The sequence below is a fragment of the Variovorax sp. OK605 genome (assembly GCF_900115445.1).
Classification (GTDB): Bacteria; Pseudomonadota; Gammaproteobacteria; order Burkholderiales; family Burkholderiaceae_C; genus Variovorax.
The window spans coordinates 56,161-72,228 of the sequence record NZ_FOWL01000014.1 but is presented as its reverse complement, the minus strand read 5'-3'; the positions used below and the strand labels follow the sequence as shown (position 1 = coordinate 72,228).

13 protein-coding genes are annotated in these 16,068 nt (G+C 68.3%); 5 read left to right on the top strand and 8 right to left on the bottom strand.

From position 1 onward, the window contains the following. Positions 1-32 precede the first annotated feature (32 nt). The 5 genes from aspT (at position 33) to BM013_RS29715 (ending at position 7,920) form a co-directional block, all read left to right on the top strand. On the top strand, positions 33-1,721 hold the full coding sequence (gene aspT, locus BM013_RS29735) for an aspartate-alanine antiporter (protein WP_093131804.1): 1,689 nt from the start codon (positions 33-35) through the stop codon (positions 1,719-1,721). 108 nt (positions 1,722-1,829) lie between these two features. Next, positions 1,830-3,512 (top strand): bifunctional aspartate transaminase/aspartate 4-decarboxylase, encoded by a 1,683-nt coding sequence (locus BM013_RS29730; protein WP_093131802.1) that lies wholly within the window; start codon positions 1,830-1,832, stop codon positions 3,510-3,512. A gap of 87 nt (positions 3,513-3,599) precedes the next feature. Then, on the top strand, positions 3,600-5,306 hold the full coding sequence (locus tag BM013_RS29725) for an Hsp70 family protein (RefSeq protein WP_093131800.1): 1,707 nt from the start codon (positions 3,600-3,602) through the stop codon (positions 5,304-5,306). Positions 5,307-5,324: 18 nt separating this feature from the next. Beyond that, a complete protein-coding gene (locus tag BM013_RS29720; protein WP_093131798.1) occupies positions 5,325-7,178 on the top strand; it encodes a TonB family protein in 1,854 nt (617 codons plus the stop codon). A gap of 43 nt (positions 7,179-7,221) precedes the next feature. Next, positions 7,222-7,920, top strand: coding sequence for a prepilin peptidase (locus BM013_RS29715; protein ID WP_093131796.1), 699 nt, complete (start codon positions 7,222-7,224; stop codon positions 7,918-7,920). Positions 7,921-7,987: 67 nt separating this feature from the next. On the opposite strand, the gene BM013_RS29710 is transcribed toward BM013_RS29715, so the two are convergent. The 8 genes from BM013_RS29710 to BM013_RS29670 form a co-directional block, all read right to left on the bottom strand. After that, complete coding sequence (locus BM013_RS29710; protein ID WP_256221771.1) at positions 7,988-10,168, bottom strand: LamG-like jellyroll fold domain-containing protein; 2,181 nt, start codon at positions 10,166-10,168, stop codon at positions 7,988-7,990. Positions 10,169-10,317: 149 nt separating this feature from the next. After that, positions 10,318-11,511 carry an MFS transporter gene (locus tag BM013_RS29700; RefSeq protein WP_093131792.1) on the bottom strand — a complete coding sequence of 398 codons (1,194 nt, stop codon included), beginning with the start codon at positions 11,509-11,511 and terminating at the stop codon, positions 10,318-10,320. After that, positions 11,511-12,629 carry a chorismate synthase gene (gene aroC / locus BM013_RS29695; protein ID WP_093131790.1) on the bottom strand — a complete coding sequence of 373 codons (1,119 nt, stop codon included), beginning with the start codon at positions 12,627-12,629 and terminating at the stop codon, positions 11,511-11,513. Before aroC ends, BM013_RS29700 begins: the two co-directional genes overlap by 1 nt. A gap of 32 nt (positions 12,630-12,661) precedes the next feature. After that, entirely contained in the window at positions 12,662-12,859 is a 198-nt protein-coding gene (locus BM013_RS29690) for a hypothetical protein (RefSeq protein ID WP_093131788.1), read from the bottom strand. Between the two features lie 48 nt (positions 12,860-12,907). Beyond that, entirely contained in the window at positions 12,908-14,494 is a 1,587-nt protein-coding gene (locus BM013_RS29685; RefSeq protein ID WP_093131787.1) for an MFS transporter, read from the bottom strand. A 73-nt stretch (positions 14,495-14,567) separates the two neighbouring features. Next, positions 14,568-15,032 (bottom strand): SRPBCC family protein, encoded by a 465-nt coding sequence (locus BM013_RS29680; protein ID WP_093131785.1) that lies wholly within the window; start codon positions 15,030-15,032, stop codon positions 14,568-14,570. Continuing rightward, positions 14,918-15,466 (bottom strand): ArsR/SmtB family transcription factor, encoded by a 549-nt coding sequence (locus tag BM013_RS29675; RefSeq protein ID WP_256220204.1) that lies wholly within the window; start codon positions 15,464-15,466, stop codon positions 14,918-14,920. Before BM013_RS29675 ends, BM013_RS29680 begins: the two co-directional genes overlap by 115 nt. A gap of 50 nt (positions 15,467-15,516) precedes the next feature. Further along, positions 15,517-16,053 (bottom strand): GrpB family protein, encoded by a 537-nt coding sequence (locus BM013_RS29670; RefSeq protein ID WP_093131783.1) that lies wholly within the window; start codon positions 16,051-16,053, stop codon positions 15,517-15,519. Positions 16,054-16,068: the final 15 nt, after the last annotated feature.

The window sequence follows — 16,068 nt, the reverse complement described above, 5'->3', positions numbered from 1 at the left end:
CAAGCAAGCTGAACCTGAAAGGACCTCGACCCATGGAATGGCTGCACGAACTCTTCAAGAAATCGCCGGAGATGGCGCTCTTTCTCTCGCTGGCGGTGGGCTACTGGATCGGCAAGATCAAGTTCGGCAAGTTCCAGCTCGGCGGCGTGGCCGGCTCGCTGCTGGTGGCGGTGCTGGTGAGCCAGGTGGGCGTGCAGGTGGACGCGGGCGTGAAGGCGGTGCTGTTCGCGCTGTTCATCTATGCGGTGGGCTTCGAGAGCGGACCGCAGTTCTTCAGCTCGCTGGGCAAGCAGTCGGTCAAGGAGATCGTCCTGGCCGCGGTGATGGCCATCACCGGCCTGGCAACCGTGGTGATCATGGCCAAGCTGTGCGGCCTGGACAAGGGCCTGGCCGCGGGCGTGGCGGCCGGCGGGCTCACGCAGTCGGCCATCATCGGCACGGCGGGCGACGCCATCGGCAAGCTCGGGCTCGAGGCGGCCGAGACCGCGCGGCTGCAGGCCAACGTGGCCATCGGCTACGCGGTGACCTATGTGTTCGGCTCATTCGGCGCGATCATCGTGTGCGTCAACATCCTGCCCAAGTTCATGGGCCGCACCATCCGCGACGACGCCATTGCGGCCGAGACGGCCATGCAGGCCGGCGTGAAGGTGTTGGGGCCCGACCAGGAAGAAGCGGCGCCCTCGCTGGTGGGCCGCATCTACGAACTCGTGGCCGACCCCAAGCGCGCGGTGGCCGGCATCGAAAACGCCAACCCGGCCACCACCATCACCATCGAGCGCGTGAAGCGCGACGGCAAGTTCATCGAGGTGAGCCCCGAGCTGCAGCTGCGCCAGGGCGACATCGTGCTGGCCGTCGGCCGGCGCGACGCGGTGGTGGCCAGCGCGCCGCTGCTGGGCAAGGAGGTCTACGCGGTCGAGGGCATGGAGCTGACCATGCAGAAGCGCGAGATCGTGCTGACCAACAAGCAGTTCGACCGCAAGACCGTCGACGAGATCCGCCAGGCCACGGCCGGCGGCGTGCGCCACGGCATCTTCGTGGTGCAGATCAGCCGCATGGGCCAGGTGCTGCCGATGCGCCCCGACACCGTGGTGCAGACGGGCGACCTGGTGTCGATCTTCGGCGCCGAGCAGGACGTGAAGCGCGTGGCCGCCATCGTCGGCGACGTGATCGTGCCGAGCGCGAAGACGGACTTCGTCTACCTCGGTGCGGGGCTGGTGGTGGGCCTGCTGGTCGGCCTCCTGAGCGTGAAGCTCGGCAACATCCCGCTCACGCTGGGCGCCGGCGGCGGCGCGCTGCTGTCCGGCCTGCTGTTCGGCTGGTACCGCGCCAGGCGCCAGACCTTCGGCGCGCTGCCGCCGAGCGCGGTGCAGCTGCTCAAAGACCTGGGCCTGGCGGGCTTCGTGGTGGTGGTGGGCCTGTCGTCGGGCCTGCAGGCGGTGCAGACCATCAAACAGCTGGGGCTGACCATCTTCGGCGTGGGCGTGGTCGTGACCATCGTGCCGATGCTGCTGACCATGCTGTTCGGGCGCTACGTGCTGCGCTACGGCAACACGGCCATCTTCGCGGGCGCGCTGAGCGGTTCGCGCAGCGCCAACCCGGCCTTCGGCGAAGTGCTCGACAAGGCCGAGAACGCCATTCCCACCGTGCCCTTCGCCATCACCTATGCGCTGGCCAACGTGTTCCTCACGCTGCTCGGCCCGCTGATCGTGGCGCTCGTCTGAATGCGGCGCGCGGTGCGTGCAACCCGCATCGCAGCGTGTTGACTGCTGTCCTTCCCTCTTCTTTTCGTTCTCGTTTTTGCTTTCTCTTTTTCAACCCAGGAGCATCCAATGGATTTCGGCGACGTGAAAAAACTCGGCGGCCTGAGCCCTTTCGAACTGAAGGACGCACTGATCCAGGTGGCCCGACAGAGCGACCGCCTGATGCTCAACGCGGGGCGCGGCAACCCGAACTTTCTGGCGACCACGCCGCGGCACGGCTTCTTCCAGTTCGGCCTGTTCGCCATGACGGAGAGCGAGCGCTCCTACATCTACATGGACGGGGTGGGCGGCTTCCCGCAGCGCGAGGGCATCGAGGCGCGCTTCGAGATCTTCACCAAGTCGCATGAGGGCGAGCCCGGCGTGCGCTTCATCGAAGCCGCCGTGTCGTACGTGCGCGACCAGCTCGGCCTGTCGGCGGGCGACTTCATCTACGAGATGTGCGAGGCCATCCTGGGCTGCAACTACCCGGTGCCCGACCGCATGCTGCGCCTGAGCGAGATCATCGTGGGCCAGTACATCCACAAGGAAATGATCGGCACGCACCCCTTCGTGGGCAAGTTCGACATGTATGCGGTGGAAGGCGGCACGGCCGCCATGACCTACCTGTTCAACAGCCTGCGCGAGAACCACCTGCTGCAGCCCGGCGACACCATTGCGCTGGGCATGCCGATCTTCACGCCGTACATCGAGATCCCGCACCTCAACGACTACCAATTGATCGAGGCGCTGATCGACGCGCCGCCCGAGAACAACTGGCAGTTCACGAAGAAGGAGCTGCAGAAGCTGCTCGACCCGAAGGTCAAGGCCTTCTTCTTGTGCAACCCGAGCAACCCGCCCTCGGTGAAGATCAGCGACGAGGTGCTGGGCTACATCGCCGACATCGTGAAGCAGCGGCCCGACCTCATCATCCTCACGGACGACGTGTACGGCACCTTCGCGGACAACTTCCTGTCGCTGTTCGCGGTGTGCCCGCGCAACACCATCCTGGTGTATTCGTTCTCCAAGTACTTCGGCGCCACGGGCTGGCGCATGGGCGTGGTGGCCACGCACGAGGACAACATCCTCGACCGCCAGATCGCGGCGCTGCCCGAGGCCAAGCTGCTGGAGCTCGACGCGCGCTACAGCTCCATCACCACCGAGCCGCGCAAGCTGAAGTTCATCGACCGCCTGGTGGCCGACAGCCGCACCGTCGCGCTGAACCACACGGCGGGCCTGTCGACGCCGGTGCAGGCGCAGATGGTGATGTTCTCGCTGTTCTGCCTGATGGACGAGCCCGAGGCGTACAAGAAGTCGATGAAGCGCATCGTCGCGCGCCGCAAGGAGGCGCTGTACCGCGAGCTCGGCCTGCCGCTGCAGGCCGACCCGAACTCGGTGAGCTACTACCACCTGCTCGACCTGCAGGAGATCGCCACGCAGATGCACGGCGAGCAGTTCGGCCGATGGATCGTGACCCAGCTCCAGCCGAACGAGGCGCTGTTCCGCATCGCCGAGGAGACCAGCATCGTGCTGCTGCCGGGGCGCGGCTTCGGCGGCAAGCATGCGTCGGGGCGCGTGTCGCTGGCCAACCTCAACGAGTACGACTACGCGAACATCGGGCGCTCGTTGCGCAAGCTGGCTTCGGAGTACTTTGCGGTGTTCGAGAAGCGCGACGGCGGCGGCAAGGAAGGCAAGACGGCCAAGGCCGGCAAGGCGGCCAAGGACGGCATCCGCAAGACCACTGTTGTCAAACCAGCGAAGCGCGATAAAAAGTAGCGTCGGCTCACCCCTTGCCCGATCCCGGAATGCATGCCTTTGACATAGGATCAAGGGCATAAAAGAGGGATCGCAAAGGGGCGAGAAATGATCGTAGGCATTGACCTGGGCACGACCAACAGCCTGGTGGCTGTGTGGCGGGACGGCAAGTCCGTTCTGGTGCCGAACGGGCTGGGGGAGTATCTGACGCCGTCGTGCGTCAGCATCGACGAAGACGACTCCGTGCTGGTGGGCAAGGCCGCGAGAGAGCGGCTGCAAACCCATCCGGAGCGCACCGCGGCCGTCTTCAAGCGCTACATGGGCAGCAACAAGACGATGCGGCTCGGCAAGCGCGAGTTCCGGCCCGAGGAGCTCTCGGCGCTGGTGCTGCGCTCGCTGAAGGCGGATGCCGAGGCCATGCTGGGCGAGCCCGTCGTCGAGGCCGTCATCACGGTGCCGGCGTATTTTTCCGATGCACAGCGCAAGGCCACGCGAGCGGCCGGCGAACTGGCCGGCCTGAAGGTCGAGCGGCTGCTGAACGAGCCGACCGCCGCCGCACTGGCCTACGGCCTGCACAACCTGGGCGCAGAAACGCGCTTCCTGGTGTTCGACCTGGGCGGCGGGACCTTCGACGTGTCGATCCTCGAGATGTTCGAGGGCGTGATGGAAGTGCGTGCGTCGGCGGGCGACAACTTCCTGGGCGGCGAGGACTTCGTCGAATCGCTGATCACGCTTTTCTTCGAGCGCAACAGCTTGCCCGCGAGCCTGCGCGCCGATGCCCACTTCATGCAGCGCCTGGCCGCACAGGCCGAAGCGGCCAAGCGCCTGGTCAGCACCCAGCCCAGCGCCGAAATCAGCGTTGCGCACGGGTCGGCGCAGCACCGCCTGCAGATCGACGAAGCCACGCTCGAACAGGCGTGCGCGCACTTGCTCAAGCGCCTGCGCACGCCGGTGGAACGCGCGCTGCGCGACGCCAACCTGCGTGCCGGCGAGCTCGATGCGGTGGTGCTCGCGGGGGGTGCCACGCGCATGCCCGCGATCCGGCGGCTGGTCACCACGATGTTCGGGCGCTTCCCGTCGATCGACTTCAACCCGGACGAAGTCGTTGCACTGGGCGCGGCGGTGCAGGCGGGGCTGAAGGCCCGGGACGCGGCGCTCAAGGAAGTGGTCATGACCGACGTCGCGCCCTATTCGCTCGGCGTGGCGGTGAGCCGCTGGCTCAGCGAGACCACCGCCACCCACGGGCATTTCGACCCCATCATCGAGCGCAACAGCACGGTGCCTGTGAGTCGCTCCAAGAGCTACGTTCCCAACTCCGCCAGCCAGACCTCGGTCGACCTGCACGTGTTCCAGGGAGAGTCGCGAATGGTGCGGGACAACGTGCACCTGGGCACGCTGCACGTGCCGCTGCCGCGCGGACCGGTGTCCGAGGCAGCGGTCGACGTGCGCTTCACCTATGACGTCAACGGCCTGCTGCAGATCGAGGCCACGGTCCAGAAGACCCAGGAGACTTTCAGCCTGCTGATCGAAGGCAATCCGGGGCTGTTGAGCGAGGCAGAGATCAAGGAGCGCCTGGCGGCCTTGAGCGAACTCAAGATCCATCCGCGCGACCGCATGGAGAACCGCACACTGCTGGCGCGCGCGGAGCGCGTCTACCAGCAGTTGCGCGGTGACGTGCGGGAATGGCTCGGCATGCGCATCTCGGAGTTCGAGAGCGCGCTTGCCACGCAGGACAAGCGTGTCATCGCCCCGGTGCACCGCCAGTTCCAGGAGCAGTTGGAGCAGATCGAACGCGACAGCCATCTGGCCGACTGAGCCGGGAGCGACGACACCATGACCGAAGTCCCCGGCTTCCTGCTCGAACTCGGGCTGCGCCCGGACGCCGACGAGCGCGCGGTGCGGCGCGCCTATGCGGTCGAACTGAAGAAGATCGACCAGGAAACGCAAGCGCAGCAGTTCCAGCGGCTGCGAGAGGCGTACGAAGCGGCGCTGTACTGGGCCCGGCATGCGCGCGAGACCGAAACAGCGCAGGAAGTCCAGACTGCTCCGGCGGCGGCGAGCGCGCAGCCGAGTGGCGATGTTGCGCAGCCCGAGCCCGAGCCCGAGCCCGTCCCCGCGCCCGCACCCGTTGCCATCCCCTCCCCCGCACCCGCAGCGCACGGCGAACACGCCCCTTCGCCGCCGCTGGCCGCCGTCGACGATCGCACCGTGGCGCGCCATGACAACGTGCGCGACCTCATGGTCGCGCTCGACACCCGGCTGCGGGAAGACCCGCTGCAGACGGTCCGCGAAGCCACCGCGCTGCTCGAAGCCACGCTCGAAGACCCTCGCCTGCTCGACATGGACACGCGCGTCCTCTTCGAGGCCAACATCGCCCACCTGCTCGCCTGCGGCTGGCGGCCGGGGCACGAGTACCTGTTCGAAGCGGCGCTCGGGGTCTTCGATTGGCGCACCGATTCGGCCAGGCTGCTGCGCCTGGGGCAGGCCGGCCAGGTGGTTGACCGCGCCATCGTCGAGCAGGACGCGCAGGCCCAGCAACCGCCGGCCGATCGCGATACGCAACGTCAATACCTCGAGCTGCTGCGCCGCACCGCCGACCCCGGGCTGCAAGCCCTGGCGCTGGGCCTGGGACGGGTGATGCACGCCGCCCACACCTACCCGACGTGGCTGCGGCTGACGATGGACACGGCCAACATCGAGCATTGGCGCGAACGCAATGCCGACCTCGCACGGTCGACGGCGCAGAACCAGCCGTCGATGGCGAGCGCGCACAGCGGCTCGATCACCCCTTCGCAGATGAAGGCGTGGTTCGTGGCCTTCTGCGGGGCGGTGGTGCTGATCTTTCTGCTGAAGACCGTGGTCACCGGGGAGGCAAACCAGGGCGCCACGACAGCAAGTACCGCAGCAGGCCGCGCGGGGGCGGCGGCGATGGCGCAAGCGATACGCAAGCTGCCGACTTCGCAGTCTTCGCCTGCATCGCGCTCCGAGTTGCCGGACACCGGCGCGAACGACGCAACCGGCCGCTTGCCAGCACTGCAGGCACCTCTCAACGGGAAAACCGGCGCCGCTGCCCCGAGCGCTCAACGCCCGGCGATCGAACCCGATCCGCCGGTGGCGCAATACACCAGGCAGCCTCATGTCGCCTACCCGGCCATGTCCAGGCGGCTCGGCGAACAAGGCCTCGTGGTGCTCAGGATCATGGTCCAGCCCACGGGCTCGGTCAGCGACGCCACCGTGTTGCAAAGCTCCGGATTCGAGCGGCTCGATGCCGCGGCCATCGACGCCGTGCGAGGCGCCCAGGTCGCTCCGATGAAGAGCATGAACGGGCGCGCCGTGGCGGCCTGGTACAAGGCCTCGATCAATTTCCTGCTGAGCGACGTCGCCTCGGGGCCGGCCACTTCGACGAAGCCGGGGAGCAAGCCGAGCTATGGCGACACCGTGACCGCCGCCGTGAGACCCAACATCCTGTTCAGCAAGGATGTTCCAGGCAATCCGCTGGTCGAGTACACGCTGGACCTTGCGGCCGACGGCAAGATCGTCGCCGCGAAGCTCTCCAGGGCCAGCGGCGTGCCCGAATGGGACGCCGCCGCGCTGCGCGCCATCCAGAAGACCGGCCACATGCCGCTGACCGAGCAGGGCACGGTGCCGCCGAAGATGGTGCTGGCGCTGCGGCCCAAGGTTCAATGACACGCATCGCGCCGGCCACATCGCCCGCAACCCACCGCACACCATGAACGCATTCGACATCGAGCCCCTCGTGGGCTACGCCATTGCCGGCGGGGCTGCCACCGGGTTCCTGCTGCTGCCGTGGGCGCGGCGAATACCGCTCGAACTGCATCGCGCCTGGGCCTTCGATCATCAGAACTACCGGCCGCTGCTCAACACGGCCGAAGACCTCGACATGCCCCGCAGCCAGCGCATCGCGTTGATCGTTGCGGGCGCATTGCTGTGCGTGGGCATGGCGCTGGCGCGCGGCGCCTTGCTCGAAACCACTTTCGTCTGCGTGCTGCTGCTGGGTTGGTTGCTGCTGACCGTCATCAACCTGCGGCACCGGGTGCTGCCCGACTGGATCGTCTACCGGTTGATGTGGATCGGCCTGCTCTACCACGCGTACACCGGATCGGCTTCGGCGCAGGTGATCGGCGCGGCGGCGGGCTACCTCGTGCCCTGGACCATCTCCACCGTCGTGCGCATGAAGTCGGGCCAGGAGACCATGGGCCACGGCGACTTCAAGGCTTTCGCCGTCGCCGGCGCATGGTTCGGCTGGTCGGCGCTGCCCACCGTCTACGGCGTGTTCCTGCTCACGACATTCGCGCTGGCCCTCGGCTTGCGTGTGCTGCGCAGGAAGCTGGCCGAACCGGGCTTGCCGACCGGCCCCGGCCATCTGTTCGCGGCAGCGGTGGTTGCGCTGGGCGTCCGCTTCATCTGACGACGGCTGCCGAACGCCATCGGACGGCATGCGCTTCCCGCGCCATGGGCGCGGGAAGCCGAAAGACTCAAGCCGGTTTGCGCGCCGTGAGCCACTGTGCCGGCGTCAGCGCCGCCGCCACCACACGCACCTCGCCGATGTTGCCGAAGAAGCCGTCGGCGCGGTCGCCATTCCACGAGCCGCCGCCCACCACCCATGGCGAGGCGGCCGAAAGCGTGGCCAGGCCCGGAACGGCCGCGGCGTTGCGCAGCACCGGCGCGCCTTCGACGTACATGGTGGTGTCGTGCGACACCGGGTCGTTCACCAGCGCGATGTGCACCCAGCGGTCGGCAAGCACCTCGCCCGACCAGTTGGTCTTGGCCGAGCGGTTGCCGGCCTGCTCCGGCACCACCTCCCACTGCACTTCACGCAGGCTCGAGATGGCGAACAGCATGGGCGGGGCTTCGGGGTCGCCGCCCGTGTAGCCGGCCAGGTCGCCACGGCGGCCGTCGCGCGTCATGATGTTCATCCACGCCTGGTTGCCGCTGGTCCAGCTCTTGTCGATCTTGACGAAGGCCTCGACGGTGTAGCCGCTGCCCAGCGTCTGCGCGTTGATCGGCGCGGCCGCATCGGTGAGGAAGTAGCTCAGGCGCGGCGTGTTCTTGTTGGTGTTCAGGAAGCGCACCGAGCCCGGCGCGGCCGACAGGTGATGGCGGTCGTCGCTCCACACGATGTCGCCGTCGGCGGCACCGGCCACGCCGCCCTGGTCGAGCGTGTCGCGGTGCAGCGGGTTGTTGCCGGTGACGTCGGCCACCGCCGCGCCCGGCAGCAAGGGCTGGTCGACCGCGCCGCCGAAGAAGCGCCAGTGCGCCAGCGTGTTCGCGACCTTCGGGTAGTCCTCGGAGTCCGCGGCGGCGCGCTGCTCGATGGTGGCCGGGTCCTTGTAGTTGGCGAGGATCATTGCGCGGGCCTGGTCGACCAGCGAGCTGTCGATGGTGGCGCTGCCGGTGCCGAAGCTCTTGTTGAAGCCGGCGAAGCGCTGCGCGAAATCCATGTCGATGACGAAGGCCTCGTTGGGCGTGGTGAGCACGGCCTGGTCGAAGCTGTTCAGGGTGTTGGCGGGCTTCTGCGGCACCCACGGCGAGAACGACAGCACCTTGATCTGCTTGTTCGTCAGGTCGAACTCGTACAGGCGCATGAGGCCGTTGCCGCCCTGGTAGGCCATCTGGTAGTCGACCACCATCTCCTCGACCTTGTGGCCGAAGTCGTTGGTCTTCGTGAGGTGCGCGGCGCCGTGGTGGTGGCCGTTGAGCGTCATGAAGATCTGGTCGTTGTCGCGGATCAGCTTCTCCCAGAGCATCTTGCCGTAGTCGGTTTCCAGCGGGCTGGTGCCGTCGGGGTCGATGTTCAGCAACTGGTGGTTGGACAGGATCACGGGCAGCGTCGGGTTCTGCGCGATGACCTGGCGCGCCCATGCGATGCCGGCGGTGGAGATGCGCCACGACAGCGACAGCACCATGAACTTCTGGCCCTGCGCCTCGAACACGTGGTATTCGTGAAAGCCGCTCGGGTCGCGCCCGCCGAAGGTGGCCTGCTTCTTCGCGCGCTCGGCTCCGAACCACTGGATGTACGGTTCGTTGGCGGAGATGCGGTCGGCATCGGTGCCGCCGACGGGGTCGGCGCCGTAGTCGACGTCGTTCAGCACGTCGTGGTTGCCGGCCAGCACGCTGTAGGGCAGCTTGGCATCCTCGAGCACTTTCATGGCGGCATCGGCCACCTTCCACTGGTCGGGCTTGCCGACCTGGTCGACCACGTCGCCGAGGTGGATGGTGAAGGGGATGTTCAGCGCGCGGGCGTTGGCGGCGATCCACTTCGTCTGCGCGGCGAAGGGCGCGCTGCCGAAGCGGTTGTCGTACTGGTCGCTCTCGGCCGCGGTGGCGTAGCGCGCGTAGAACTGGGTGTCGGGCATCACGGCCAGCGCGAAGCTGGAGATCTTGGCCGCAACGGCCGGCGCGGGTGCCGGCGCAGGCGCCGCCGGGACAGGCAGCGGGCCCAGCACGGGCGTGGTGCCGTTGCCACCGCCGCCGCAGGCGGCCAGCAAGGCGCTGCTGCCGCCGACGGTCAGCAACGATGCGCCGAGCTTGAGCATCTGCCGGCGTGCGGGTGCGTTCGATGCAACGGTCGACGCGGTGTTGGAATCGGTGGCCGGAGAAATCTGCGAAGAGGTGCGCGGCGTGCTTGTGCCGCGCGGGTCGTCGGAAACGGACATGAAGAAGGAGCGAAACGTTGCGAAGCGCGCAGCGTAGAAAGTCGCGGTGACGCGGGCGTGTAAAGCCCATGACACTTCGCTCGCGCAGCTTCGCCTGCGCTGCTTTGCCCTCGCTGCCTGGCCCTAGCTGCTTTGCAGCAGCCCCGCCATCAGGCGGCGGCCATGCGCTCGACGCGTTCCAGCTTCACCACGCGCCACGCGCACAGGCTGCCCGCCACCGCGAGCAACGCCGCCGCGGCGAACATCGTGCGGTAGCCGAAGGCCTGCGCCACCGCGCCGCCGAGCAGCACGCCGAGCACGCCGCCGAAGCCGTAGCCGATCACCGTGAACAGCGCCTGCCCGCGGCCGCGCATGTGCCCCGGGAAGCGGCGCGACACCACCGCGATGCAGGTGGTGTGGTGCGCCGCGAAGCTCAGCGCGTGCAGCCACTGCGCGACGATGAGCGCCGCGATCCAGCCGCCGAGCCCCGCCGTGAGCCCGAGCCGTGCCACGCCGGCGATGCCGCACACCAGCATCCAGCGCGGCATCGGCATCAGGCCGATGAGCCGGCCCTGCAGGAAGAACCACACGATCTCGGCCACCACCGACAACGCCCACAAGAGACCGATGGTGCTCTTGGTGTAGCCCATCGAGTCGAGGTACAGCGAGAAGAAGGCGTACACCGAGAAGTGCGACATCACCTGGAAGAACAGCGCCGCGAAGAACCAGCACACCACCGGGTTGCGCAGCACCGGGCCGATGGGCTCCTTCACCGTGCCGTGGGCGGCGGGCGGCTCGCGCACGTCGGGCAGCTTCATGGTGGCGACCAGCACGATGGCCAGCGTGCCCGCGGCCCAGGCCGGAAAGTGCTTCATGCCGAAGCGTTCGAACCACTCGCCCGCCACGAACACCGTGAGCAGGAAGCCGGCCGAGCCGCACAAGCGAATGCGCCCGTAGCGGCCCCAGTCGCCGGCCACCAGCTGCGCCATGGCCGCCTCGGTGAGCGACATCATCGAGCTGGTGTGGGTGAACATCACGAGCAGCACCAGCGCGAGCCACCACGCGCCGCCGTGCCACCACAGCCCGAAGGAGCTCGCCAGCGCCACCGCCGCGCTGAAGCGCAGCAGCTTCACGCGCTGGCCGGTGTGGTCGCTGAGCGCGCCCCAGGCATAGGGCGCGAACACCCGCGTGATCGATTGCACCGAGGCCAGCAGGCTGATCGTGAAGATCGGCAGCCCCAGGTCCTTGAGCCACAGCGGCAGGTAGGGGTTGAAGAACCCGATGTGCGCGAAATAGCTGGCCGACAGGCCAGCGAACGCCAGCAGGTGGCCGCGCCCGGCGGCCACTGGCGCCGGCGATGACACTACAGGAAGGACGCCTGGGGCGACGTGGCTTCGGTGCGCTCGGCGCCGCCGGCGGGCTGCGCGTCGCCGCACTGCGCGCGGTTGCGCATCACGTGTTCCATGACCACCAGCGCCAGCATCGCCTCGGCGATGGGCGTCGCGCGAATGCCCACGCAAGGGTCGTGGCGGCCCTTGGTGACCACCTCGACGGGGTTGTTGTGGATGTCGATGGACTGGCGCGGGCTGATGATCGAACTGGTCGGCTTGATCGCGATGCTTACCTCGAGGTCCTGGCCCGAGCTGATGCCGCCCAGGATGCCGCCGGCGTTGTTGGTGGCGAAGCCGGTGGGCGTGATCGAGTCGCCGTGCGTGGTGCCGCGCTGGGTGACGCTGTCGAAGCCCGCGCCGATTTCCACTGCCTTCACCGCGTTGATGCCCATCATGGCGTAGGCGATCTCGGCGTCGAGCTTGTCGAACAGCGGCTCGCCCAGGCCAATGGGCACCTGGGTGGCGGTGACGCGGATGCGCGCGCCGCACGAATCACCGGCCTTGCGCAGGCGGTCCATGTAGTCCTCCAGCGCGCTCACGTCGGCGATGGGGGCGAAGAAGGGGTTGTTCGCAACGTGGTCCCAGCTCTCGAACGGAATGGCGATTTCGCCGATCTGCGTCATGCAGCCGCGAAACACCATGCCGTACTTTTCGGCCAGCCATTTCTTGGCGACCGCGCCGGCCGCGACCATGGGCGCGGTCAGCCGCGCCGAGGAGCGCCCGCCGCCGCGCGGGTCGCGGATGCCGTACTTCTTCCAGTAGGTGAAGTCGGCGTGGCCGGGGCGGAACTGCTGGGCGATCTGCCCGTAGTCCTTGCTGCGCTGGTCGGTGTTCTGGATCAGCAGCGCGATGGGGGTGCCGGTGGTCTTGCCTTCGAAGACGCCGGAAAGGATCTGCACCGCGTCGGGCTCGTTGCGCTGGGTGACGTGGCGGCTGGTGCCGGGGCGGCGACGGTCCAGGTCGCCCTGGATGTCGGCCTCGCTCAGGGACATGCCCGGGGGGCAGCCGTCGATGACGCAGCCGATGGCCGGGCCATGCGACTCGCCGAAATTGGTGACCGCGAAGAGTGTTCCGAAGGTGTTGCCGCTCATGGCTGGGATTATCCCTACAAAGCGGCGGCCCCTCAGCCGGTCGTACTTTCGGACGTGTTTTCCAGGCGCTTGGTCAAGGCGCCCACCTGCAGCTCGATGGAGAACAGCCGCTCGTTCAGCACCGCCGTCTGCAACCGGATCGCCTCGATGATGGCCTTGGTCTGCGGGTCGGGTGCGTTCTCGCAGAGTTCGGCCAGGTCGTGCAGCTTCTTGCGCAGTTCGTTGCTCATGGGAGGCTCCGTTGAAACGCGTCGTGGAAGCCCCAGTATGGGGGCTCGTCAGCGCTCCGGCAATGCGGCGGCACCCGGGTTTGCAGCAGGTGCGGCCTGCGCCCCGGCACCGCGCAGGCGCACCGCCACCAGCGCGCCCACGAACAGCAGCACCGCCGCGCAGATGCCCGACGTGAGGCGCAGCCCGCTCAGCAAGGCCTCGCGCCCTGCTTCCACCAGTTCCGCGCCCGCGCTCCCCCCGACCTGGGCCGCCAACGCGACCGCACCGCCCAGCGTGCTGCGCGCCGCGTCCACCTCGGCCGCGCCCGCGAGGCCGGCCGGCACCGCGTCGGCCATGGCAGTGCGGTAGATGGCCGCGCCGATGCTCCCGAGGATCGCGATGCCCAGCGCGCCACCGAATTCCGAACTCGTCTCCGAGATGGCCGAGGCCACGCCGGCACGCTCCGGCGGGGCGCTGCCCACCACGAGGTCGGTGGCCAATGTGAACACCGGCGCCAGGCCGAGCGAGGAAACCACCGCGCTCATCACCATCCAGGCCAGGCCACCTTGCGCGTGCGGCCCGGGCAGCAGCACCAGCATGCCGAAACCCAGCGCCGCCACCGCCAGCCCGCCGCCCATCACGAAGGCCGGCCGCATGCGCCGCGCCAGCGCCGGCACCATCAGCGAGCCGGCGATGAAGCCCCCCGCGCTCGGCATGCTCCACAGGCCCGCATGCAGCGGCGACAGGCCCAGCACCAGCTGCAGGTACTGCGCGTTGTACAGAAAGATGCCGAACATCACGAAGCAGGCCAGCATGTACGCGCCGAGCGACACGGTGAAAGCCGGCAGGCCGAACAGGCCCAGGTCGATCATCGGGTTGGCGAGCCGCTTCTGCCGGCGCACGAACAACGCGCCGAGCACCAGCCCCAGCACCATCGACAGCAGCGGCACGGGATGCAGCCCGTGCTCGGCGATCTGCTTCACGCCGTAGATCACCGGCAGCACCGCGCCCAGCGACAGCGCCACGCTGGCCAGGTCGAGCCGGGCCGCATCGGGGTCGCGGTACTCGGGCAGCAGCATCGGCCCGAGCACCAGCAGCAGCACCATCACCGGCACGCCGATCAGGAACACCGAGCCCCAGGCAAAGTACTGCAGCAGCACGCCGCCCAGCACCGGGCCGATGACGGCGCCGGCCGAGTAGCTGGAGATCCACACGCCGATGGCCACGGTGCGCTGCGCCGGGTCGAGGAACATGTTGCGGATCAGCGAGAGCGTGGACGGCGCCAGCGTGGCGCCCGCCACCCCGAGCAGCGCGCGCGTGGCGATGAGCATGTTGGCGCTGGTGGAAAACGCCGCCAGCACCGACGCCACGCCGAACGCCGCCGCGCCGATGAGCAGCAGGCGGCGCCGGCCGATGCGGTCGCCCAGCGTGCCCATGGTGACCAGCAGGCCGGCCACGAAGAAACCGTAGATGTCCACGATCCACAGCAGCTGCGAGGCGGTGGGCTTCAGGTCTTCGCTGATCGCCGGGATCGCCAGGTTCAGCACCGTGAGGTCCATCGAATAGAGCATGCACGGCAGCGCGATGACGGCCAGGCCGGTCCATTCGCGCACCGTGGCCCGGGCGGGTGCTTGCGTGTTCCGTGTGCGGCCCATCGTCCTCATTCGTTCTTGCTGTTGCTGGCGCAGCTATTGTCGTTGTCGCGCCTGCCGTTGCAGGCGATGGCGCTCAGGCCGTCAGCAGCAGCCAGCTTTCGAGCTTGACCAGCGCGCCCGTCCAGCCGCGGGTGTGGGCGTCGCGCGCGGCCTCGTCGAAGAACTGTTCGTGCAGCAGCACCAGTTCGCAGCCGCCCGCGTCAGGTGCAAGCCGCAAGGTCACGCGCGACTCGCGCTCCGGCGTGCTGTGCCAGGCCCAGCTGAAGACCAGCTTGCGGTTCGGCTCCACCTCCAGGTAGGTGCCGCTCACGTCGTGCGTTTCGCCGTCGGCCGCCAGCATGGCCACGCGAAAGCGCCCGCCCACGCGCAGGTCGACCTCGGCAATGGGGACGGAGACGATTTCCTCGGGGCCGAACCAGAGCTTCAGCGCTTGCGGGTCGGTCCACGCGCGCCAGACTTTTTCGGGGCTGATGCGGTAGTGCCTGCGGAGGGTGAGCGAGGGGCGCTCGGTGGTGCCTCCGGGGGAAGGTTTCGCCATTCGGTCTGCTCCTGCTGGTAGAGAAAGCGCGCCAGTGCATCGAGGCGCCCGGTCCAGAATTTCTCGTAGCGCGACAACCACACGGCAGCCTCCTGCATGGGCCGGGGCGACAGCTCGCAGCGCACGATGCGGCCCGCTTTCGTGCGCGAGATCAGGCCGGCGTCTTCCAGCACCCGCAGGTGCTTCATGAAACCGGTGAGCGACATGCCGTGCGGCTCCGCGAGTTCGGTCACGCTGAGGCTGCGCTCGCCCAGGGTCTCGAGCACGGTGCGCCGCGTGGAATCGGACAGCGCGGCGAAGATGGCGTCGAGGGTCGCGGTGTCGGGCTTGATACCGGGCTCGGTCTCAGGCTGGAGCGTGGGCTCGGTCTGGCTGGCTGGGGCGCTTGGGTGAACCATGCGGTTGAGTATCTGGAAGGCTTTCGCGCCCGTCAAGCTGGGTTTCCAGAAGCCCCGAGGGCCGGCATGCCAAGGCCGTGCCCGGGCTAAGCCGCGCCGATCAGCGCATGGATCTCGCGGATCACCGCTTCCTTCTCGCGGTTGTAGACCTCCGGGTTGACCGGGTCGATCGCGTGCGCGCGGTCCTTCGCCTGCTCGTACTTCATGCGCAGGTCGGGCCGCCGCTCGAGGATGTCCATGAACGCCAGCGAGTCCTTGTGCACCGGATCGCCGCGATGGCAGATGTGCAGGTTGAGGTTGAACCGGCGCCCGCCGTGCCGCACGCTGGCGCAGACGTAGGGCTTCTCGTCCTTGTCGACCCACACGGGGCGCCGGTGAAAGCCGAGCGCTTCGAATTCCGCTTGCGCAGCGCGCAGGTCGCCACGCGGCGTGAGGGCCGCGATGTCCACCATCGGCTTGCCCCGCAGGCCGACGATTGCCGTGCTGCCGATGTGAACGAGCTCGACGCCGCCAAGGCGCTGCTGAACGTGGCGCTGCACCCGCGCGAACACCTCGGCGTACGCGGCGTCGTAGGGCAGGATATTGCGGTGCTCCAGGCTCTCGTCGAACGGGCCGATGTTCATGGCGCCTCCTCGGGT